This is a genomic window from Bacillus sp. F2HM (genome assembly GCF_019266135.1).
Taxonomy (GTDB): domain Bacteria; phylum Bacillota; class Bacilli; order Bacillales; family Bacillaceae; genus Bacillus; species Bacillus safensis.
Window position 1 is genome coordinate 1 of the sequence record NZ_LRMO01000015.1, and the last position, 20440, is coordinate 20440.

A 20440-nucleotide genomic window follows, 5' to 3' on the forward strand; every position below is an offset into this window, starting at 1 on the left:
GTTATCTAGTTTTGAGAGAATATTTTTAAAATATCTCTTGATTTATTTTCAATACATAGTATAATATCTTTTGTCACTAAATTGTCTGGTGGCGATAGCGAAGAGGTCACACCCGTTCCCATACCGAACACGGAAGTTAAGCTCTTCAGCGCCGATGGTAGTTGGGGGTTTCCCCCTGTGAGAGTAGGACGCCGCCAAGCTTTCTTCATTCCGCAGTAGCTCAGTGGTAGAGCTATCGGCTGTTAACCGATCGGTCGTAGGTTCGAATCCTACCTGCGGAGCCAATTTGGAGAGCTGTCCGAGTGGCCGAAGGAGCACGATTGGAAATCGTGTAGGCGGTAACCCCGTCTCAAGGGTTCGAATCCCTTGCTCTCCGCCACAATTTACATAATAAAGGGCCCGTTGGTCAAGCGGTTAAGACACCGCCCTTTCACGGCGGTAACACGGGTTCGAATCCCGTACGGGTCACCATTTTTATAGAATATACACCAGCATTTTTTATTCGGAGGATTAGCTCAGCTGGGAGAGCATCTGCCTTACAAGCAGAGGGTCGGCGGTTCGAGCCCGTCATCCTCCACCATATCTTTTATATCGTCGCGGGGTGGAGCAGTTCGGTAGCTCGTCGGGCTCATAACCCGAAGGTCGCAGGTTCAAATCCTGCCCCCGCAACCAAAATGGTCCGGTAGTTCAGTTGGTTAGAATGCCTGCCTGTCACGCAGGAGGTCGCGGGTTCGAGTCCCGTCCGGACCGCCATTTTTCAAAAGAATACTTGGCTCGGTAGCTCAGTTGGTAGAGCAACGGACTGAAAATCCGTGTGTCGGCGGTTCGATTCCGTCCCGAGCCACCACTATTTGCCGGTGTAGCTCAATTGGTAGAGCAACTGACTTGTAATCAGTAGGTTGGGGGTTCAAGTCCTCTTGCCGGCACTGTTTTTCAAAAGTGGAGGGGTAGCGAAGTGGCTAAACGCGGCGGACTGTAAATCCGCTCCCTCCGGGTTCGGCGGTTCGAATCCGCCCCCCTCCACCATTTTTTGTTTTCATAGGGGCATAGTTTAACGGTAGAACAGAGGTCTCCAAAACCTCCGGTGTGGGTTCGATTCCTACTGCCCCTGCCAATTATACTTTATCATTCATTACATCTATGGCGGTTGTGGCGAAGTGGTTAACGCACCAGATTGTGGCTCTGGCACTCGTGGGTTCGATTCCCATCAATCGCCCCATTTTATTATTGGGCTATAGCCAAGCGGTAAGGCAACGGACTTTGACTCCGTCATGCGTTGGTTCGAATCCAGCTAGCCCAGTTGATGTGCGGAAGTAGTTCAGTGGTAGAACACCACCTTGCCAAGGTGGGGGTCGCGGGTTCGAATCCCGTCTTCCGCTCCAATAATGGCGGCATAGCCAAGTGGTAAGGCAGAGGTCTGCAAAACCTTTATCCCCGGTTCAAATCCGGGTGTCGCCTTTTTTGAAAAGACTGCCGGGGTGGTGGAATTGGCAGACACACAGGACTTAAAATCCTGCGGTAGGTGACTACCGTGCCGGTTCAAGTCCGGCCCTCGGCACCATTGTTTTTTAATATAAGATGCGCTCTTTTATAATCATGCCGGTGTGGCGGAATTGGCAGACGCGCACGACTCAAAATCGTGTTCCTCACGGAGTGCCGGTTCGACCCCGGCCACCGGTATCTAGTTTTAGATATTCTTTATTATCGTCAATCACAGAAGAATTAAAGAATATCAACGTTTAAAACGTCTTTCTACAAATTGTAGGAGGGCGTTTTTTATTTGTTTTTTAGCTGATTTTTCACACGATAAAATTACTTCAAATCGTTTCACTGCTGAAAGGGGCCTAGCTAAATGGCAATCGGGAAGCTATTGAATTATTTGTTTAGGACTGTGAGTAATAAATTTAAGGCGTTTCTTAATTTCCTAACAGCAAAAGGAATAAGTATTGCTGAATTAAAGCCTTACAATATGACAGAGGAACATATTAAGGAGATTAACTTTTACTTTATTGATGGTTACCTTATGATTAAACTAAAGGGGCAGGATAATTGAAGAAGGATTGGATAAATTGTACACAAGAGGTGTTGTAATGATTACGGTTAAAAATGCTGAACGTTATCTTAAAGATAGCATTGGTGAAGATACCGATGATATAAAAAAGGTTTGGGAAACATTTAAGGCTTTTTCAAAGGAGACAGTTGAGGGCGAAGAAGATAAAGAAATTTTATTTCAGTGTGGTGTCTATGATTTTACAGGAGAGAAACTATTTCATTTTGACTTTGTACGTCAGTTTACAGTTTATGAAGAAGATGATTATTCTCACATGGAACAACTACACTGTGAATTTTTATTTAAACCAACAAGCGAGTTAAAAAAGTTAAAGGTGGTAGAAGAATGGTCAATGGATTATGACGATATCGATCATTTCTTTAATCATATTGAAGGTATTCATGAGTTTAAAATACCTTTGAGTTTAAAGCCGATAAAATCAGAAATATACCAAGAAGAACTTTAATTCTTATTTCATAAACGGGTGCTTTACTTTAAGAGGGTATACCTTTCCTTTTAGGAATAATTTATCATGGAGTGCCGGTTCGACCCCGGCCACCGGTATCTATTAAAAGTTTCATGATTGGTTTTTCCATGAACCTAACGTTTCACCCTTGTGGTAAAACGTTTTTTGTGGCTTAAATGAGTTATTTAGATAAAAATAGAAACCTATTAGAAAATAATGAGCATGTACTTCTTTTAGCAGAATAATCTTTAGATGATTTGCAACGTTTGATAAGATACATTTAATCATGTAAGGAAACAAAATGGGGCAGCACATTCACATAAAACAGTGTACTACCTTTGTGTAACTAAATGAATATTTGTGGGTACATACATATCTTTAGCTGACATCATCATTGTGACCCAGTTTGAGGGGAGAATTTATGAAAAAACAAAATGATTATGAGGAGTTATTGACAGGTGGCAATGTCTCGAACGTATATCGTTCTGGAGATACGGTTCGTCGAGAAGTAAAGTCAGACAATATCAATATACGAAAGCTGCTAAAGCATTTAGAAAAAAAGAATTTCTCCTATGCTCCAAAGTTTTTAGGGGTTGATGAACAAGGTAGAGAGATATTGTCCTTCATTGAAGGCGTAGCCGGTCATGATCCTTTAAAAGAATACATGTGCTCTCACCCTGCCTTAAAAGAAATAGCGAGAATGCTTAGACTGTATCATGATGCTGTTTGTGATTTTCCTATTTCAGACGATTGGGAACGAATGGACAATACGCCTAACAACATAGAGGTTGTTTGCCATAATGATTTTGCGATGTACAACATCATTTTCAATAATGAAAAACCAGTGGGTATCATTGATTTTGATGTAGCTGCTCCTGGTCCGAGACTATGGGATATCGCTTATACCCTTTATACATGTGTGCCTCTAAGTAGATTTTTTCGCACTGAAACAGGGGAGGTCGTAAATTATCTTTCATTAGACCATGCAGACCAGATAAAGCATAGAGTGAAACTGTTTTTTGAAGCTTATGGTGAGGAAATAGCAGAAGATTATTTGGATATGGTGCTGCTGCGTTTAGAAGGATTATGTCAGTATATGAAACGAAAAGCGAGTGAGGGGGATATCGCTTTTCAAAACATGATTCAAGAAGGACATCTTGAACATTATCAAAAAGACATTCAATTTATTCATAAATATAGAAAAGAATGGATGTAAAGAGGCGGCGTTGTGATCATGCAAACGAAGACGATATTACAGGCTATCATTCAAGACGAAGGAGTAAATGATTATCCTCTTTTTAGACAGTACTGTGTGAGAAAAGAACAGGGCCTGCGTAAAGATGCACTAAACGTTCTTCAGGCCTTTATTGAAGAGATGAAAGAGAACGATTTTGAAGTACAGCGTGAATTTGCTGCTTGGCTGTTTGAGTGGATTGAACGATTTGAGGATGGTCATCATCTGCTTGTGTATCCGCTGGTAAATGGGGTGATCCAGCCTGTTTTTCAAACGTGGGAGAATGTTGACCCATTGGATGTGAGACCGTATCGCTGGCAAGGTTTGTTTGTGCATCAGGGAGAAGGGCTGCCTCATTTATTGAAGGCACTAGAGCTTGGGGGCAGCAAGGAACAGCGTGTGATTGTTCAAATTTGTGAAATCTATTTATCGGCCTTGTGGTATTCGTTTCATCATATACATGAAGATCTTTATTTAAGCACCTATGAGAAGGATCAAGAGAGAATTCAGGGGATTGAACGTGTTATGATGCTGATTCAAGATCAAAGAACTCGTACGAATGTTCAAAGACAAGCCGCTTATTATGGCCAGCTTTTAACGGATTGGATGGCGTTTCAGCAGACGGAGACAAGAGGCTTTATGAAATGGTGTGCGGAGCGTAAGAAACCGTATGAGTGGGTAGAGTCCTTTTATTATCAGCAATAGTTGAGAAAACGGCAGAGTTCATTCTGCCGTTTTTTTATTGCCATATTCGCTTTGCTTCTATATGATCTGGACTAAAATATTTCAGGGTATAGACATCTGGATTGCTTAGTTTCTTCCACTCCTCGAATCCAATCGATGGATCGGCGTGTTTAAGAAGCAGGCTCATGATATTGCCATGTGTGACGAATAGGGTATAATCTTTTTCTAATTTTATTTGTTCGTGGAGTGCTTCTACAATACGATTCATGGCTTCTAAACTCGATTCTCCGCCTTCACAGGTCATATGTAAGTCTGTAAAACTGAGCTTTAGCTTCTCATACCAATTGTCTATTGGTTTGCTGCTTAATACACGTTCAGAGAGGCGCTGATCGATTTTTATCTCGAGCTGTTTTGTATGAGCAAGAGGCTCAATAGTTTGGATCGCTCGTTTATAAGGACTTGAGATAATTTGATTGAGATGAATGCTGGAAAAAAACTGTGTCAGTTCATGAGATTGAGTGATGCCTTGTGGTGTTAAAGCTGCATCTTTAGATTGTCCATCTGCTTGGCAGTGTCTGACGATATAATATGTTTTCATTGGCTACACCTTTCATTGAGTATAAAAAAATCATCCAGTATTGGATGAGGATTTACGAAGGTCTAGGTAAGCTTGTTCGTATCTGTTTCTTTATAGGGATCTGTGAGCTTGGAGGTCAGGTCTAGGTTGAACAAAAAATCATCGACGGTGTCTGTGCCAAAGGGAAGTGTGGAGAAGTTGATTGGGATGCTGTCTTCTTGCTTTTCTGAAGTGATTTGCTGTGCAGGCTGCTTTTTTCTCCAGTTCTTAAACAAGCGCATGTGAGGCCCCCTTTTCTTTGAAAAAGATGGATTTATACATAATATACGGGGAGAGTTGTCCAGGCGTCAAATGTTTTCTTCAAAAGGAACGATTCAATTGATAAACAAGAGCCACAGGAAAGTGCGGCTCTTGTTGTCAGTTTACATTGCGCGTTGTAATGCTTGCAGTAATTTACGTTCGCATCTTAAGTTGTAGCGCTTCTTATGGAGTTTCTCCGTTTTAAACCTGCCTATGACACGTCGAACATCGGAATCATAAATGATGAGGTCCCTGCAAGTTTGATCATGTAATAGTGTTTGAAACCAGTAATATTTTTTGAGATGCGCTGCGTTCTTCGAGATCTTCTCTTCATCCACTTGTAGAAAAGGGATATATACAGCAAGTGAAAAGATGTCTAAAATGAATCCCATTTTGCTTCCTCCTTTCATATTATTCATTACGCTTAGGAGCTGGCAAGGTTTCATTCAATAGACGTTAAAAACAATCCCAGTGCATAAACCATTCTTTTAATTCTTTGTTGTAATAGAAATACATCGTGCCGTTATCACCAATCATGAAACGAGGTTTTTCTTCTGAGGCGATTTGCAGCATGAATTCGCCTTGTTGTTGATGGGGCGGGGATTGAATATATGCCCCATATCCACCGATTTTTGTGAATGAATAATTTGTGTATTGATGAAAGAAGTGGTTAGTGGCTTCTTCACTTTCGTTGACTTCTGATAAATCGACGTATGTCCATGCTTCTTCCCAGCAAGGGAAGTCCCTTTGCTCACTTTCGTTCCATTGGATTTGAAAGGGTTTGAGTCCTCTCACTTCTTCAGGAGTTTCAGCTACTTCTAAACCTTCGATTGTTGAATATTCAATGAGCTGCCAGCCTTCGCCGTTTTTGGTGAGATCAATCGGAAGCGTTTTCTGATTGAGAAAAATTTGAATCAACTTACATTCATTGAAACCGTTCATTCCTCCTGGCACTTCTGGTAAATAAATTTGTACAATCGGAATCATGGCCCCATCTTGATCAGTCGGCCAGCCTTGATTAGGATCGATGAAAAAATGGCCTGCAAACCAGCTGTGTACAGCTGGATCAGGACGGAAGCCGCCAATTTTGGCGAGGGCTGGCGTTTTCCCAATTAGATTTAATTCTTGAAAAGCTTTGATTTCCATGGGTTATTCCTCCAGCCTTTAGCCTGCAATGTGGGCATCATGAAATGTGCCATTTATATTTCCTGTGACAATAATGACATGACCCCAAAATAAATCACCATCATGATAGTAGACTTCGAACTCTCCCTCAGGGTAAACATGCAGGCTTTCAAGTGAAATGCGGCTTATAAATTGATTCATTGTGAGTTCTTCTTGCTCTTCAGCTGATTCGTCTTGTTCCTGCCAATCCTTTGCTAGATCTATCAGCTGATTCGCGGCAAATGATTTAATAGAAGAATCCCATTTGGCTTGCTCTTGCATAAGTTGGTTTGCTGTTCGAAGAGAGTCATTTATTTTTTCATCTTCTTCGAGGTTAAAGTAGAGAAGGCACTCTTCATTGCTCCATTGGATCGTCTTTTCAAATAAGTCTAGTCCTTTCACTAATTCAAAGGTTCCAAGTGTATCATCATGATAAAACACAGGCTTTTGGGCTTCTTCTAAAATTTCTTGAAGCGCTTGATCCTGTGTATCTGTTTCGATCAAAGATACAAGCATGAATTCACCTTCGCCTTTTCGAACCTGAAGTGTAACGATTGATTCTTTATGTAATTGTGCCTGTTTTTCCCTTAATCCCTTATCATCTGTTAGCCAGCAAAGTCTTACATTTTCGGTTGTGATATGGCCGTTTTCCTTCCAAGCAATCAGTGGAATAGAAGCGGTCCAAAGAGGTGCCTGTCCTGCTTTTCCTGCTCCTACGCCAGAAGGTCCTGTAACAGCAATGATAGTGACTACATCTTCTGAAAATCTCTCTTCAAAAGTGTTGATTTGTTTGTTCATCTTCATGTGATGTCCTCCAGCCTGATTTTTTTCTCATGAACATATAAGTGTTGCGATCAAGTTCTACCTCTTTATCACACCGCACATCAGTAGGGGAAATCAAGTTTTTTTTGTTTTAAACTGTTTTTTTAGGGAGGTACATGGATTAATGGAGGTTGAGTCACAATAAAAGAAGCAAGGATCGAATTTTGTATAAATTTGGGTAAATGAGTCGAAAAGCCTAGGTGATTCTTCCTTTTCTTTATAATTACTTTGACACGAATAGATGAAAAAAGTAAAGTAATACTGAGTGATTTACAAAACCTTCTTCATCCACTAAAACATGAAGTGTGCGTAAATTTAATGTAAATGGATATTTTTCCTTTTATTTACTCGTATTTTTTTTGAAACTTATGATGCCTCTCATTCGTTATATTAAAGGAGCGCATGTATCCGGCGGAGACAGAGCATCGGCATGCTTGGCGAAGAAGATTTACATTTGCAAAATGAATGTAAATTTTTTATGATTTCATTTATATCAGAACGATGATAAGAAAGAAGAGGTTTTATGAAAAAAATATTTGCAAACAAATATAGCTTTTTTGTTTTGGCTGTCCTTTTATTCTGGGCTAAATCGTACACAGCCTACAAAATGGACTTTAATTTAGGAGTAAAAGGTTCTTTTCAAGAGGGGCTTCTCTTATTGAATCCATTTAGTTCAGCCATCGTGTTTTTTGGACTTGCTCTCTTTTTGAAGGGGCGTAAATCTGCCATTGTTTTAATTGTTATTGATTTTATTATGACCGCACTTTTATATGCGAATGTAGCGTATTACCGTTTCTTTGATGACTTTTTGACTTTCTCAACAATGAAGCAGGCAGGAAATCTTGGGGGAGGGATGACTGGCGGTGTGCTAGCAAGCATTAAGCCGCATGACCTTTTATACTTCCTTGATATTATCATCTTGATTGCGATTGTCATTTGGAGACCAGAAGTGAAGAAGTTCCAAATGAAAAAGACGTTTGCACTGCTGATTGTAGCTGCAGGTATTGGACTGTTCTTTGTAAACCTTCATTTGGCTGAAAAGGATCGTCCAGAATTATTAACGAGAACCTTTGATCATAAGTATGTTGTCAAATACTTAGGTGTTTATAATTATACGATTTATGATGGGGTACAAGCAGCACAAAACGCAACACAGGTAGCAAATGCAAGCAGTGAAGATTTAACGGATGTTGTGAACTATACGTCTTCTCACTATGCGAAGCCAAATGCAGAGTATTTTGGGAAGGCAAAAGGCAAAAACATTATTAAAATTCATTTAGAAAGCTTCCAGTCTTTCTTAATTGACTACAAATTAAATGGAGAAGAAGTGACTCCATTCTTAAACAAACTGGCTCATGGGAAAGACGACTTTACGTATTTCGATAACTTCTTCCATCAGACTGGTCAAGGGAAGACATCAGATGCTGAGCTGATGATGGATAATAGTATGTTTGGCTTGCCAGAGGGAGCAGCATTTGTGACAAAGGGTGAAAATACCTTCCAATCACTACCTGCCATCCTAGATCAAAAAGCAGGCTATACGAGTGCAGTACTTCACGGGGACTATAAATCTTTCTGGAACCGTGACACGATTTATAAACATATGGGAATTGATCAATTCTTTGATGCTTCCTATTACAACATGGATGAAGAAAACCTTGTGAATATGGGTCTGAAGGATAAACCGTTCTTCAAAGAATCAATTCCAATGCTAGAATCAATGAAAAAGCCATTTTATGCACATTTAATGACACTGACAAATCACTATCCATTTAATTTAGATGAAAAAGATGCGACAATTGCTAAGGCAACAACTGGCGATAAAACAGTCGATAACTATTTCCAAACAGCAAGATATTTAGATGAGTCATTAGAGCAATTCTTCAAAGACTTGAAAAAATCAGGTATGTATAAAGACTCAGTCATTTTATTATATGGTGACCATAACGGTATTTCTGAGAACCATAACCGTGCAATGAGTGAAATTCAAGGGAAAGAAATCACTCCTTATCAAAATGCACAAAACCAGCGTGTTCCGCTCATGATTCGTATTCCTGGTAAGAAGGGCGGCGTGAACCATACGTATGGTGGTGAAGTCGACGTTATGCCAACACTTCTTCACTTACAAGGTATCGATTCAAATGAATTCGTGAATTTTGGAACAGACTTATTCTCTAAAAAGCATGATGAGACTGTTGCCTTCCGTAATGGAAACTATGTGACACCGAAATACACACTTGTCGATAATACCGTTTATGATACGAAAACGGGTAAAGTGGTGAAACAAAATAAAAAGACAGAGGCGATTAAAGCCCGTGTTGATAATCAGTTAAGTCTTTCAGATAAAGTGCTCTATAGGGATCTTCTTCGATTCCATAAGTTATCTGATTTCAAACCAGTGAATCCATCGGATTATTTCTATGGAAAAGCAAACAAAGAAAAAGAAGCGGATTCTTCTGCTAACTAACTGAGTTTTGGGCAAGCACAGAAAGGTGCTTGCCTTTTTCTCTCTCTTCGCTTGATTTGTTGGCAAAATATGTTTATATTTAGGGAGAAACAAGCGTGACGCCGGCTGGTAGCTGGTGACACACATTTCGTCCTTGGGGAATTCAGGAGGAGCTTATGACAACAAATACAAAAACACAAAAAAAGAAATCAGAATTATGGGGCTGGATCAAAGCCATCTTAATCGCATTTATTGCTGTTTTTATCATTCGGAACTTTTTATTCGCGCCATACATTGTCAAAGGATCTTCCATGTATCCGACATTGCATGATACAGAGCGGGTGTTTGTGAATAAAACGGTTGATTATTTCGGTGATTATAAACGGGGACAGATCATTGTTCTTGATGGGGAAGACCGCAGCACTCATTATGTCAAACGATTGATTGGTTTACCTGGTGATAAAATTGAAATGAAAAATGATCAGCTATATGTTAATGGAAAAAAAGTGGCGGAGCCTTACTTAGCATCAAACAAAAAGAAAGCAGCTGCAGATGGCACCTTGCTGACACCTGATTTTGGCCCTCTGACTGTTCCAAAAGGAAAGTACTTTGTCATGGGGGACAATCGTCAAAATTCAATGGACAGCCGCAACGGCTTAGGTCTTTTTACAAAGCGTGATATTCAAGGAACTACCTCATTTGTATTTTATCCTTTCCAAGACATTCGATTACTCAATCATTAATAAACAATAAAAAAGCACACGGCCGTGTGCTTTTTTCTATGTCATTCAGACTGACTTTTTGTAATCGCCTGTTCAAGATCTGCAAGAATATCTTCAATCGCTTCTGTTCCAACAGATAAACGAATGAGCTCTGGTGTGACACCTGTCGCTTTTTGTTCTGCCTCGCTTAATTGCTGATGCGTTGTGCTGGCAGGGTGAATGATGAGGGATTTAGAATCGCCCACGTTTGCGAGATGGGAGAAAAGCTGCACAGAATCAATGAGCCTTTTACCTGCTTCGCGTCCACCTTTAATACCGAATGTGAGGATTGCGCCTTGTCCTTTTGGTAAATAGGTTTGAGCAAGCTCATAGGATTCGTGACTTTCAAGACCCGGATAGCTTACCCAATCGACAAGAGGGTGATCCTGTAAGAATTGTGCTGTTTTCAAGGCATTTTCACTATGCCGCTCAAGACGAAGATGTAATGTTTCTAAGCCCTGCAGAAGTAAAAATGAGTTGAATGGTGACAGAGCTGCCCCTAAATCACGTAATAGCTGTACTCGTGCTTTTGTGATATAAGCCGCTTCTCCAATCGCTTCTGTATAGGTCAGACCGTGATAGCTTGGATCTGGTTCAGTCAGTCCTTTGAACTTATCGCTGTCAGCCCAAGGGAATCGGCCGCTATCAACGATGACGCCGCCAATTGATGTACCATGACCGCCAATAAATTTCGTCGCTGAGTGGACGACAATGTCTGCACCAAACTCGATAGGTCTTAATAAATAAGGGCTGGCGAGCGTATTGTCCACAATAAGCGGGATATGATGCTTGTGTGCAATGGCTGAGATGGCTTCAATATGTAAAATGTCGCCTTTTGGATTTCCAATGCTCTCTGCATACACTGCCTTTGTTTTGTCTGTGATCGCCGCTTCGAGTTCTTCAAGGTTGGATGAATCGACGAATTTTACTGTAATTCCGAGTTTTTTGAGTGTATGGGCAAATAAATTGTAGGTGCCGCCATAAAGACTGCTTGAGGATACGATTTCATCTCCGGCTCCTGCGATGTTTAAAATAGAATAAGTCGTCGCTGCTTGTCCAGAAGAAACAGCAAGTGCACCAATTCCACCTTCAAGCTCAGCAATACGCTTTTCAAATACGTCATTTGTAGGGTTCATAATACGTGAATAAATATTTCCCGGTTCCTGAAGACCAAATAAATTCGCTGCATGCTCACTGTCTCTAAAACCAAAGGAGCTTGTTTGGTAAATAGGCACGGCTCTTGAATAGGTTGCTGAATCAAGCTCCTGACCTGCGTGAATGGCTTTTGTTTCTAAACGAAATGGACGTTCTTCTGACATGGGTATATCCTCCTTTTGTTAGATAAAACCAACTGTTTTGATAAGAAATATTTAATAAGACTATAAATCTTGTTCCCTGCTCGGTCAATCATTTTTTAGATAAATCTGAAAAAACAATAAATATAGTTGACAGGTAGGAATAGTGTGTATTAACATGAGCATACTGAAAAGACGAACAAGAATGGCTGATCGGTCAACCGAAGGCTCTATCACTCAAGCATGAGTGAAGAGCCTTTTTTTATTTGAATGAGAAAGGATGATGAAGATGGAAAAAAAGAAAAAACGAAAAAAATACAGAAAACACATGGATATCACACTAGACATATTGATTGAGCGGAACAAATATGAGATTTACAGCAGCAAGGAACGAATAGAATCGATTTACGATCGGATCGATGAAAAGCATACAAGGACAAAATAACCATTTTATAAATTTGAGTTGATTTATGGGATTGATATGATTTAGGATGGTGCTAACAAATCAATATGATTAGCTGATCGGACAACGCGAAGGCTCTTATCTCTTTTTTGGGATAAGGGCCTTTCTGTGTATTTATCTGATCGTATGAGGAGTGGAGGTTTCAATGACGATTTCAATTGATATTGTGGATAAATCCTTTTGGAAAGACAAACAGACCATTCGGGTACTTGAAGACTTAAGATTGAGCATTATTCCCGGTGAATTTGTAACAGTGATAGGTCCGAGCGGATGCGGGAAAAGTACATTGCTAAAAATCATAGGCGGGCTCGACACAGCGTATGATGGGCAAATTTTGATAGGAGACAGACGGGTCGCAGAACCAGGAATGAAACAAGGCTTTATCTTTCAGGAACACCGCCTGTTTCCATGGCTGACGGTTGAAGAAAACATAGCGGCCAATTTCAATTTAAAACAACAGGATGTACGCCGCAAAGTGGATGAATTGATTGAAATTGTTCGATTAAAAGGATTTGAACATGCTTATCCACATGAGCTTTCAGGAGGAATGTCACAACGGGTTGCCATTGCGAGAGCACTCCTTCGTGATCCGGAGATCTTATTGCTTGATGAACCATTTGGTGCGCTGGATGCATTCACACGAAAACACTTGCAGGATGTGCTGCTGGACATTTGGCAGGAGAAAAAAACAACGATGATGCTCGTAACTCATGATATTGATGAATCGATTTATTTAGGAAATGAAATTGTGCTCTTACAAGCGAGACCTGGCCGAATCCATAAGATTCTTCCTGTGAACCTGCCTTTTCCGCGTGATAGAACGTCAGCCGCTTTTCAAAGCTTAAGACAAAAGGTGCTTTCAGAATTTGAGAAAACAGATGAATTGTTACTAACCCATGGATCAGGGATTTAGGGAGGGGAAATCGCATGAAAAAGAAACAGATGATCGTTATCTTTTTGACTCTTCTGCTTGTTTTAGCAGGGTGTGATCAAGCAGCAGACGGCTCAGAAAACAAGGTGAAAGAAATTCGGATTGGGATTCAGCAAAGTTTGAGCCCGCTGCTTTTAGCAAAGGAAAAGGGGTGGTTTGAACAATCATTTGAAAAAGAAGGAGTGAAGGTAAAGTGGGTGGAGTTTCAAAGTGGCCCTCCCCAATTTGAAGGACTTGCGGCAAATCAATTAGATTTCTCACAAGTTGGAAACTCACCTGTCATAGCAGGTCAGGCTGCAGGTATTGATTTTAAGGAAATTGGTTTATCTCAGGATGGGCTGAAAGCGAACGGTATTTTAGTGAATAAGAACAGTGAGATTCAAAAAGTAGAAGACTTAAAAGGGAAAAAAATTGCTGTCGCTAAAGGGAGCAGCGGCTTTGACTTTTTATACAAAGTATTAGATCAGGCAGGTTTATCTGCGAAGGATGTTCAGATCATTCAGCTTCAGCCAGATGAAGCGATATCAGCATTTGAAAATGGGTCCGTTGATGCTTGGTCGATCTGGGAGCCGTTCTTATCACTTGAAACGATAAAGAAAGGAGCAAAGCTGCTGGTGAATGGGGAAGCGACCGATTTATATTCTCCAGGTTTCACACTTGTTCGAACTCAGTTTGCTGATCAGCATCCTGAACTAGTAGTGAAATTTTTAAGGGTATATGACCATGCGGTGAAGTGGCAGAAATCACATCCAGAAGAGGCTGTTACTCTATATGCGCGTTTAAAAAATTTAGATAAGAAGGTCGTCACACAAGTATTAAACAATACGGAACCACTCAATAAGCCCATTTCGAAGAAGATCATCAATGCTCAGCAGCATACCGCTGATTTTCAATATCAAACAAAAGCGATCCAGCGGAAAATTGATGTCAATCAGGTTGTAGAAAATTCGTTTATTGAAAAAATGCTAAAAGAGGAGATGAATAAATGAAAGCTATTTCGAATCCGGCTTTAGCATCTGAAATCGAGCGAACAAAGAGAAAAAGGAGAAAAGCTTTATCTTTATATAAGTTAAAGGGACTGGTATTACCTGTTCTACTTATTGCGGTTTGGCAGATCATAGCTGGTTCTCAAATCGTTTCTTCCACTGTCTTGCCTTCGCCCGTCTTGATTGCAGAATCCTTTCGAGAGTTGATTCGTTCTGGTGAACTGTTTGGCCATCTATACATCAGCCTTTATCGAGCGATATGTGGATTTTTACTTGGTGGAGGCTTAGGTCTTATGCTGGGTGTATGCGTAGGATTTTCTAAAAAAACAGAGCAGTATGTAGATCCGACCTTGCAAATGCTGAGAACCGTTCCACATTTAGCGGTCACTCCTTTATTCATCCTCTGGTTTGGCTTTGATGAAACGGCGAAAATTTTATTGATTGCACTTGGGGCTTTTTTTCCGATTTATATTAATACGTTTCTAGGTATTCGCAGTGTAGACAATAAGCTGTTTGATGTGGCTCGCGCCTTAGAGTTTAATGTGTATCAAAGCATCACAAAGCTGATTTTACCGGCTGCTCTTCCTCATATTCTTCTGGGCGTGAGACTGTCATTAGGAATTGCTTGGCTTGGTTTAGTGGTAGCTGAGTTGATGGGTTCAAGCAGCGGCGTCGGCTATATGATTATGGATGCAAGGCAATTCTCCCAAACGGATAAAGTGTTTGTAGGAATTATCATCTTTGCAGTAGTTGGTAAGCTGACAGATTCATTTGTACGTCTGTTAGAAAAGCGTCTGCTCAAGTGGCGCACTAGTTATCAAGGTGAATAATAACAGGGGGCGATGTCATGAATATTTTATGGTTTATTCCAACGCATGGAGACGGCCGTTATTTAGGATCAGCAAAAGGGGCAAGACAGGCAGACTATCCATATTTTAAACAGATTGCTCAAGCAGCTGATCAGCTTGGTTATACAGGGGTCTTGCTGCCTACTGGGAGATCATGTGAAGATCCATGGCTGACGGCAGCTGCTTTAGCTGCGGAAACCACTCATTTAAAGTTCCTCGTGGCTCTTAGACCAGGGCTGATGCAGCCGTCTGTTGCTGCTAGAATGACTTCTACGTTAGATCGTCTTTCAGGCGGGAGACTGCTGATTAATGTGGTAGCAGGGGGAAGTAAAGAGGAGCTTGAAGGGGATGGGCTGTTCATTTCTCATGATGAACGCTATGAGGCAACAGAAGAGTTTTTGACAATTTGGAAGCGGTTATTGAAAGGAGAAAATGTACAATTTCATGGCAAACATCTACAAGCGGAGAATGGCCGTCTGTTATTCCCACCGGCTCAAACACCCCATCCACCAGTCTTTTTTGGCGGATCATCATCAGCAGGAATTCAAGCAGCCGCCAAGCATACAGATGTCTATTTAACGTGGGGCGAACCGCCTGCACAAGTGAAAGAGAAAATTACACAAGTGAAGAAGCAGGCTGAAAAGGAAGGAAGAACGGTGAAGTTTGGCATTCGTCTTCATGTGATTGTGAGAGATACCGAAGAGGAGGCATGGCAGGCAGCGGAACATCTGATTCGTCATTTGGATCAAAAAACAATTGATGAGGCGCAAAAAGTGTTACAGAGGATGGATTCAGTAGGTCAAAGACGAATGGTGGAATTGCACCAAGGGAGGAAAGACAAACTTGAAATCAGCCCAAATCTTTGGGCAGGCATTGGTTTAGTACGCGGCGGTGCAGGAACAGCACTCGTCGGAGACCCGCAAACAGTAGCAGAACGTATCCTAGAATATGAGTCTCTAGGCATTGATACATTTATCTTTTCTGGATACCCGCATCTAGAAGAAGCTTATTATTTAGCAGAGCTTGTTTTCCCGCTCCTTCCATTCAAGAGATCAGGGGCTACAGGACTCTCTGTGCCAGCTGGTGAAATCATTGGGAACAATCATTTCCCAGATGCTGCCTCTGCTGCTAGTTCCTCATAAATTTGAAAAAGCAAAGCAGTCTGCGATGGCTGCTTTGCTTTTTTTCATAGAATAGGCGAGTCATTTGTTGTGTAGTGCTGAACAAGGTAAGGGCTTTTTTCCCAATTGATTTTCTTGTATATACATATTTTTAGAGTCAAGAGAAGAAGGAAAATGTGCTCACTCTTTTATCGGAATGATCAGTAAATATTTCATAATTGGCATTATTGCGACATATAATCAGGACTTTTATATCTGATATATCGGGGGAATTCTTTCTATCTCACAAAAAGGAAAGAATAAATATGATAGATGATAAATATGGACTATTTGAAAAAAAGAAGAAAAAAGATGGTGAAAATGACATTAAATGGGTTTTGTGGTTCTTATGGGGTGTCAAAATCTAGTAAATAAGAGAGGGTTTAAACGGATGAAAGTGAATAATTGAATAAAAAGTCACATTTTAATCAAATGTATGTTCGGTCAAAAATGGGATGTTCTGTAGATGTTTGGCGTGTGACGCCTATGATACGATCATCATAAGCTGGGAGGTGAAAAGTATGACTTATGCAGCGCCGCAAGTTGACTATTCCACTATGGAACCTGCTATTATGGACCAAGCTTGGTTCTTAGTATTTGTTGCTGTCCTTCTTGGATTGGGAGCAACAGTCGTTCTAGGAGCAGCAGTTTGGTGTATCGCAAACGGCAAGGGTAGCTTTACAGGAGCCGTTCAGTGGGAAAGTGGCTTAAAAGTCAAAATTGAATGTAAGTAGCTATACTTAGGATTCATCTTTTTACTTCTTAGATAAGACACCAGGGCTAAACCGTCTGTGGCGGGCGGTTTAGCCTGATCTGTTTTTAAAGAATATGCAGACACTTGGAGGTTATATGTTTACGATCGAGAATTTAACCAAGACGTATAAAAATAACGTGACTGCTGTCAATGATTTTCATTTAAAGATCGACCCTCATCAAATCGTTGCTGTTGCTGGACCGAATGGTTCGGGTAAAACAACGATGATTAACTGTATACTCGGCATTATTAAGCATACAGAAGGAAGGATTCACTTGCAGGACGTCCCAAACGATGAACCATCCTTTAAAAAACAAGTAGCCTATGTTCCAGATGACCTGCTGCTCCCTGAAGCATTGACTGGTGCTGAATATTTAGATTTTGTTTCTTCTATGTATGAATGTAAAACAATTCACAGAAGAAATCAACTAATTGAACTGTTTGATATGGACTCGGCTTTATCAAGACCGATCGAAACCTATTCACATGGGATGAAAAAAAAGACACAGCTGATTGCTGCATTTATGCTTGATAGTCAATTGGTGATCATGGATGAGCCCTTTAGAGGACTTGATATTGAAGCGGTTATAAACACAAAGAAACTGATGAAGCGGTATGCCAAGCACCATGGTGCGATCTTGCTTTCAACGCATGATATGCTTTCAGCGGAAGAGCTGTGCCACAAAATCGCCATTATTTCTAAAGGAAATAAAATGGATGAAGGGACGGTCTCAGCCTTAAAGGAGAAGTATCAATCAAGCACACTGGAACAGGTGTTTCTGAAAGCTTCAATGTTAAGTGATAGGGGTGCACATTTTGATGAAATCATTAATCATTTCTAAAATGATGCTTAAAATGTGGCAGCAGGAGATGTATAAGCTCTTTGATACTCAAACGAAGCGAATCATTGTTGTCTTATTCTTTTTGTTTGCCGTCACAATGGGAGCCATTATCGGATACAGCTTTACAGGTGTCTTTATGAAGGCTTTCTTAAATGGAGATGAACGTTCACTTGGATTACTTGTCGTGTCAATGGCGATCAATGCCTCTATTTTTACAAGCTTGTTATTCGTTTTGATCAAGGTCAGAACACCTGAACAAGACCGGTTTTCTATGCAGCTCAGCTGGTTCCCGCTCTCTACCTTTCAGAAAAGTTTTGGATACTTCATTCCGATGGTGACAGTGGTGGCAGGGCTTGTTTTATTTTTTATCGGCATCCTGCTTTTACCTAATTTTATTGCCCAGGGAATAGGTGTTTTCTTTATCTTCACTTTCTTTTTGATGGTGCTTTTGCAGTCGCTTTTTGTCTTAATGCTGCTGCAGTTTATTTACAATATCACTTATTTACTCGTTTTGAAATTAAGATTACCGTTGCAAAAATTTGCAGCGATATTTGTTTTATTGGCACTGGTTGTCACGTATGGATTGACGCACTTTGATATTAGCCAAATTCAGCAATCATATATTCAGTTTGATTATCATTTGATGTATTTGACAGCTCCGTTTTTCCTAGCGGCACAAGGAATGCCTCCTGAAGGGGTAAATTATGCCATCTTGATTCTGATCATCCTCTTATCGGCAGGCGGCGCATTTCTTTCTCTTGCGATGATGCCGATTATGGCAGAGAAAAAAGCGTTAACCTTTTTACACAAGCTGCCATTCTCTTCTTCAAAAAAGTGGTCACTTATTGTGAAGGAAATGAAATCACAGGTGCGAAATGAAGAAAATATTTTAAATTTTCTTATTCTCCTTATTGTGATCTTATTCGTTCGTTATCAATTTGGATTCCGCTTTGAAGAAGAAGCGTTTTTTGTTCTATGCGCTCTTGCTGGATTAACAGCCTTCAATTCGTTTGGTAATGATAAACGAATGCTGGGCATGTATAAAACATTTGGCCTGAGATCGTGGGAAGTGGCTTTGTATAAGTTTATCGGCCTTCTGCTCGTAGGTGTACTGCAAATTGTTTTATTCATGCTGACAACGCTGACGCTTCCTGATCAGATTTGGCACACATTGATTGGTGCCGCTGTGTTATGCAATGCGACTGCGCTCTTTTATGTGGTAGGTATTTTACTTCCTCTTGATCGAAACAATCCCTATACAGGCATTTTTTCATTTGGAGCGCTTATTTTACTCATGATTCCGATTGTTTTTATTGGAAACTATGTCATAGGGGCGTCGAGTCAAACGCTTCAATGGCTGCTTGTGGCTGCATTTGAGGGTCTGCTCATCTTTGCCATATACAAAGGTTTTTCATGGAGGTATTCACATGATTCAACTTCTTAACAATAAGCTAAAGATTGAGCGGGTACCGGCACTAGCGCCGTATGTGACCTTACAAAAAAGGCATCTCACGGATACGCAGTATGGAAGCACACTCCCGATCAATGAAAGTGCCTATCATATGTTAACGAAAGTGGACGGTAAAAGAACAGAAGCGAGTATTACCGCAGAGCTCGCCGATTTGTTTCAGGTCGATGAGTCGGTGATTGCTCGTGATTTTTATCAGCTGATGACGGGATTGAATCAGCATCACTTGCTATCAATTCATTATCATTCACCATATCGGATTGTGACAGCCTGCTGCCAATTTTTCAAGCAGTATCAAGTCAAAATGAAGGAACGATTTGATTGTACTGGTCACTCGTTCCTTCACATTTTTGGGACGGCTTTGCTCATGGTGACACGTAAAATCATCTTTTTCTGGATGCTTTTCATGGTCATGGCAGGGATCGCTTTTTTATTCATTCCTGATCCGTCGATTGCAGCCATTGCGATTTATTTTACGATTATTTATTTCGGGTTAATTACCGGAACCGCTTTACATGAAGCGGCACATGGCTATGCGCATCGAAAATTTGCAGGACGAGATGGTCCTCAAGGCTTTTTTGCGAGTGACATGATGTCAGTGAAGTTTGTAAGACCCGTATTAGATCCATTTCAGAAAAAGCAGGTATGGATTACGCTGCTTGGACCGCTTGTTCCCGGTGTGATTGGCGCAGCAGGCATCATTGTGACCATTTTATTTCTAAAAGAAAACCCGGTTTCGACAGCTTTTTTCATTTTTTCAATCACGTATTTTATTCAATTACTCTATCTTCTTCCGTTTATGGGGGATGGTAAGTCCATTATGAAGCAGCTATTGCTTGGGGGAATGGGAGGACAACGATCATGAACGTACAGGCGATGAAACAAGGCGCGATAGTTGGTAGTTTTCTAGGGTTCTTAGGCTTTCCGATGCTGACAATCGGCGTACTATTCTATCATTTATTTCAATCAAAAACGAATGATGCTTTATTATTTAACAGTCTCGCTTTTGAGATGGAAGGCTCATCCGCATTTACTTTTCAGATCAAGCCAAACTTTTTTATTTATATGATGGTGATTTTTGCTGTGAGTTTTCTCATGGTGGCATTCCTATCAGCCATGAAACAGAAAAAAGCAAAAGGTTAGGAGAATTCTCCTAACCTTTTTTTGTATTCCGACCAAATTTTAGTAT

The 20440-nt window shown here is 40.6% G+C and carries 21 protein-coding genes, 16 tRNA genes and 1 rRNA gene; 32 read left to right on the forward strand and 6 right to left on the reverse strand.

Going from position 1 to position 20440, the window contains the following annotated elements:
- Positions 1-84 precede the first annotated feature (84 nt).
- The 20 genes from rrf (at position 85) to AWT60_RS10050 (ending at position 4455) form a co-directional block, all read left to right on the forward strand.
- Positions 85-200 (forward strand): 5S ribosomal RNA (rrf, locus tag AWT60_RS09955).
- Positions 201-209: 9 nt separating this feature from the next.
- Positions 210-284 (forward strand) — tRNA-Asn (locus AWT60_RS09960).
- Between the two features lie 4 nt (positions 285-288).
- A tRNA-Ser gene (locus tag AWT60_RS09965) sits at positions 289-379 on the forward strand.
- Between the two features lie 17 nt (positions 380-396).
- Positions 397-471, forward strand: a tRNA-Glu gene (locus AWT60_RS09970).
- Between the two features lie 33 nt (positions 472-504).
- Positions 505-580: transfer RNA gene (locus AWT60_RS09975), tRNA-Val, on the forward strand.
- A 15-nt stretch (positions 581-595) separates the two neighbouring features.
- Positions 596-672: transfer RNA gene (locus AWT60_RS09980), tRNA-Met, on the forward strand.
- 4 nt (positions 673-676) lie between these two features.
- Positions 677-753 (forward strand) — tRNA-Asp (locus AWT60_RS09985).
- An 18-nt stretch (positions 754-771) separates the two neighbouring features.
- Positions 772-847 (forward strand) — tRNA-Phe (locus AWT60_RS09990).
- 6 nt (positions 848-853) lie between these two features.
- Positions 854-926, forward strand: a tRNA-Thr gene (locus AWT60_RS09995).
- A 15-nt stretch (positions 927-941) separates the two neighbouring features.
- Positions 942-1026: transfer RNA gene (locus AWT60_RS10000), tRNA-Tyr, on the forward strand.
- A 14-nt stretch (positions 1027-1040) separates the two neighbouring features.
- A tRNA-Trp gene (locus tag AWT60_RS10005) sits at positions 1041-1114 on the forward strand.
- A 29-nt stretch (positions 1115-1143) separates the two neighbouring features.
- A tRNA-His gene (locus tag AWT60_RS10010) sits at positions 1144-1219 on the forward strand.
- A 9-nt stretch (positions 1220-1228) separates the two neighbouring features.
- Positions 1229-1300 (forward strand) — tRNA-Gln (locus tag AWT60_RS10015).
- Positions 1301-1307: 7 nt separating this feature from the next.
- A tRNA-Gly gene (locus tag AWT60_RS10020) sits at positions 1308-1382 on the forward strand.
- A gap of 5 nt (positions 1383-1387) precedes the next feature.
- Positions 1388-1458 (forward strand) — tRNA-Cys (locus AWT60_RS10025).
- 14 nt (positions 1459-1472) lie between these two features.
- A tRNA-Leu gene (locus tag AWT60_RS10030) sits at positions 1473-1561 on the forward strand.
- 37 nt (positions 1562-1598) lie between these two features.
- Positions 1599-1680 (forward strand) — tRNA-Leu (locus AWT60_RS10035).
- A 410-nt stretch (positions 1681-2090) separates the two neighbouring features.
- Complete coding sequence (locus AWT60_RS10040) at positions 2091-2516, forward strand: hypothetical protein (RefSeq protein WP_218677200.1); 426 nt, start codon at positions 2091-2093, stop codon at positions 2514-2516.
- Positions 2517-2937: 421 nt separating this feature from the next.
- Positions 2938-3732, forward strand: coding sequence for a phosphotransferase (locus AWT60_RS10045; protein WP_041109821.1), 795 nt, complete (start codon positions 2938-2940; stop codon positions 3730-3732).
- A gap of 18 nt (positions 3733-3750) precedes the next feature.
- Positions 3751-4455 (forward strand): hypothetical protein, encoded by a 705-nt coding sequence (locus AWT60_RS10050; protein ID WP_076839186.1) that lies wholly within the window; start codon positions 3751-3753, stop codon positions 4453-4455.
- Positions 4456-4489: 34 nt separating this feature from the next.
- Here AWT60_RS10050 and AWT60_RS10055 read toward each other — a convergent pair whose 3' ends face one another.
- The 5 genes from AWT60_RS10055 to AWT60_RS10075 all read right to left on the reverse strand — a co-directional run bounded on the left by AWT60_RS10055 (position 4490) and on the right by AWT60_RS10075 (position 7279).
- Positions 4490-5032 (reverse strand): histidine phosphatase family protein, encoded by a 543-nt coding sequence (locus tag AWT60_RS10055; protein ID WP_076839183.1) that lies wholly within the window; start codon positions 5030-5032, stop codon positions 4490-4492.
- 62 nt (positions 5033-5094) lie between these two features.
- Positions 5095-5292: a hypothetical protein gene (locus AWT60_RS10060; protein WP_041109825.1), complete on the reverse strand. Its 198-nt coding sequence runs from the start codon at positions 5290-5292 to the stop codon at positions 5095-5097.
- 141 nt (positions 5293-5433) lie between these two features.
- Positions 5434-5703, reverse strand: a complete 270-nt coding sequence (locus AWT60_RS10065; RefSeq protein WP_076839181.1) for a hypothetical protein — start codon at positions 5701-5703, stop codon at positions 5434-5436.
- Between the two features lie 64 nt (positions 5704-5767).
- On the reverse strand, positions 5768-6457 hold the full coding sequence (locus AWT60_RS10070; RefSeq protein ID WP_076839180.1) for a DUF1963 domain-containing protein: 690 nt from the start codon (positions 6455-6457) through the stop codon (positions 5768-5770).
- An 18-nt stretch (positions 6458-6475) separates the two neighbouring features.
- Complete coding sequence (locus tag AWT60_RS10075) at positions 6476-7279, reverse strand: DUF2262 domain-containing protein (protein WP_076839178.1); 804 nt, start codon at positions 7277-7279, stop codon at positions 6476-6478.
- A gap of 541 nt (positions 7280-7820) precedes the next feature.
- On the opposite strand from AWT60_RS10075, the gene ltaS reads away from it, so the two are divergent.
- Both ltaS and lepB read left to right on the forward strand, forming a co-directional pair.
- A complete protein-coding gene (gene ltaS, locus AWT60_RS10080) occupies positions 7821-9764 on the forward strand; it encodes a lipoteichoic acid synthase (RefSeq protein ID WP_024427404.1) in 1944 nt (647 codons plus the stop codon).
- 155 nt (positions 9765-9919) lie between these two features.
- Complete coding sequence (lepB, locus tag AWT60_RS10085) at positions 9920-10486, forward strand: signal peptidase I (protein WP_024425343.1); 567 nt, start codon at positions 9920-9922, stop codon at positions 10484-10486.
- Positions 10487-10527: 41 nt separating this feature from the next.
- Here the strand turns inward: lepB and AWT60_RS10090 are convergent, their stop codons facing one another.
- Complete coding sequence (locus AWT60_RS10090; RefSeq protein WP_034624044.1) at positions 10528-11823, reverse strand: homocysteine synthase; 1296 nt, start codon at positions 11821-11823, stop codon at positions 10528-10530.
- A 265-nt stretch (positions 11824-12088) separates the two neighbouring features.
- On the opposite strand from AWT60_RS10090, the gene AWT60_RS10095 reads away from it, so the two are divergent.
- The 10 genes from AWT60_RS10095 (at position 12089) to AWT60_RS10140 (ending at position 20394) form a co-directional block, all read left to right on the forward strand.
- Positions 12089-12244: an FbpB family small basic protein gene (locus AWT60_RS10095; protein WP_041109840.1), complete on the forward strand. Its 156-nt coding sequence runs from the start codon at positions 12089-12091 to the stop codon at positions 12242-12244.
- Positions 12245-12407: 163 nt separating this feature from the next.
- The gene (locus AWT60_RS10100) at positions 12408-13175 is read left to right on the forward strand and encodes an ABC transporter ATP-binding protein (protein WP_076839177.1); all 768 of its coding nucleotides are present in this window, start codon (positions 12408-12410) and stop codon (positions 13173-13175) included.
- A gap of 29 nt (positions 13176-13204) precedes the next feature.
- Entirely contained in the window at positions 13205-14182 is a 978-nt protein-coding gene (locus AWT60_RS10105) for an aliphatic sulfonate ABC transporter substrate-binding protein (RefSeq protein WP_373272907.1), read from the forward strand.
- The gene (locus AWT60_RS10110; RefSeq protein WP_076839173.1) at positions 14179-15009 is read left to right on the forward strand and encodes an ABC transporter permease; all 831 of its coding nucleotides are present in this window, start codon (positions 14179-14181) and stop codon (positions 15007-15009) included. The genes AWT60_RS10105 and AWT60_RS10110 overlap by 4 nt, the downstream gene beginning before the upstream one ends.
- Before the next feature lie 17 nt (positions 15010-15026).
- Positions 15027-16169, forward strand: coding sequence for an FMNH2-dependent alkanesulfonate monooxygenase (ssuD, locus tag AWT60_RS10115; RefSeq protein ID WP_218677202.1), 1143 nt, complete (start codon positions 15027-15029; stop codon positions 16167-16169).
- A gap of 539 nt (positions 16170-16708) precedes the next feature.
- The gene (locus AWT60_RS10120; protein WP_024425336.1) at positions 16709-16921 is read left to right on the forward strand and encodes a hypothetical protein; all 213 of its coding nucleotides are present in this window, start codon (positions 16709-16711) and stop codon (positions 16919-16921) included.
- Positions 16922-17036: 115 nt separating this feature from the next.
- Positions 17037-17783 (forward strand): ABC transporter ATP-binding protein, encoded by a 747-nt coding sequence (locus tag AWT60_RS10125; protein WP_076839170.1) that lies wholly within the window; start codon positions 17037-17039, stop codon positions 17781-17783.
- Positions 17761-19227, forward strand: coding sequence for a hypothetical protein (locus AWT60_RS10130; protein ID WP_218677203.1), 1467 nt, complete (start codon positions 17761-17763; stop codon positions 19225-19227). Before AWT60_RS10125 ends, AWT60_RS10130 begins: the two co-directional genes overlap by 23 nt.
- On the forward strand, positions 19211-20116 hold the full coding sequence (locus AWT60_RS10135) for a PqqD family protein (RefSeq protein WP_044333672.1): 906 nt from the start codon (positions 19211-19213) through the stop codon (positions 20114-20116). The genes AWT60_RS10130 and AWT60_RS10135 overlap by 17 nt, the downstream gene beginning before the upstream one ends.
- The gene (locus tag AWT60_RS10140; protein WP_076839166.1) at positions 20113-20394 is read left to right on the forward strand and encodes a hypothetical protein; all 282 of its coding nucleotides are present in this window, start codon (positions 20113-20115) and stop codon (positions 20392-20394) included. Before AWT60_RS10135 ends, AWT60_RS10140 begins: the two co-directional genes overlap by 4 nt.
- Positions 20395-20440: the final 46 nt, after the last annotated feature.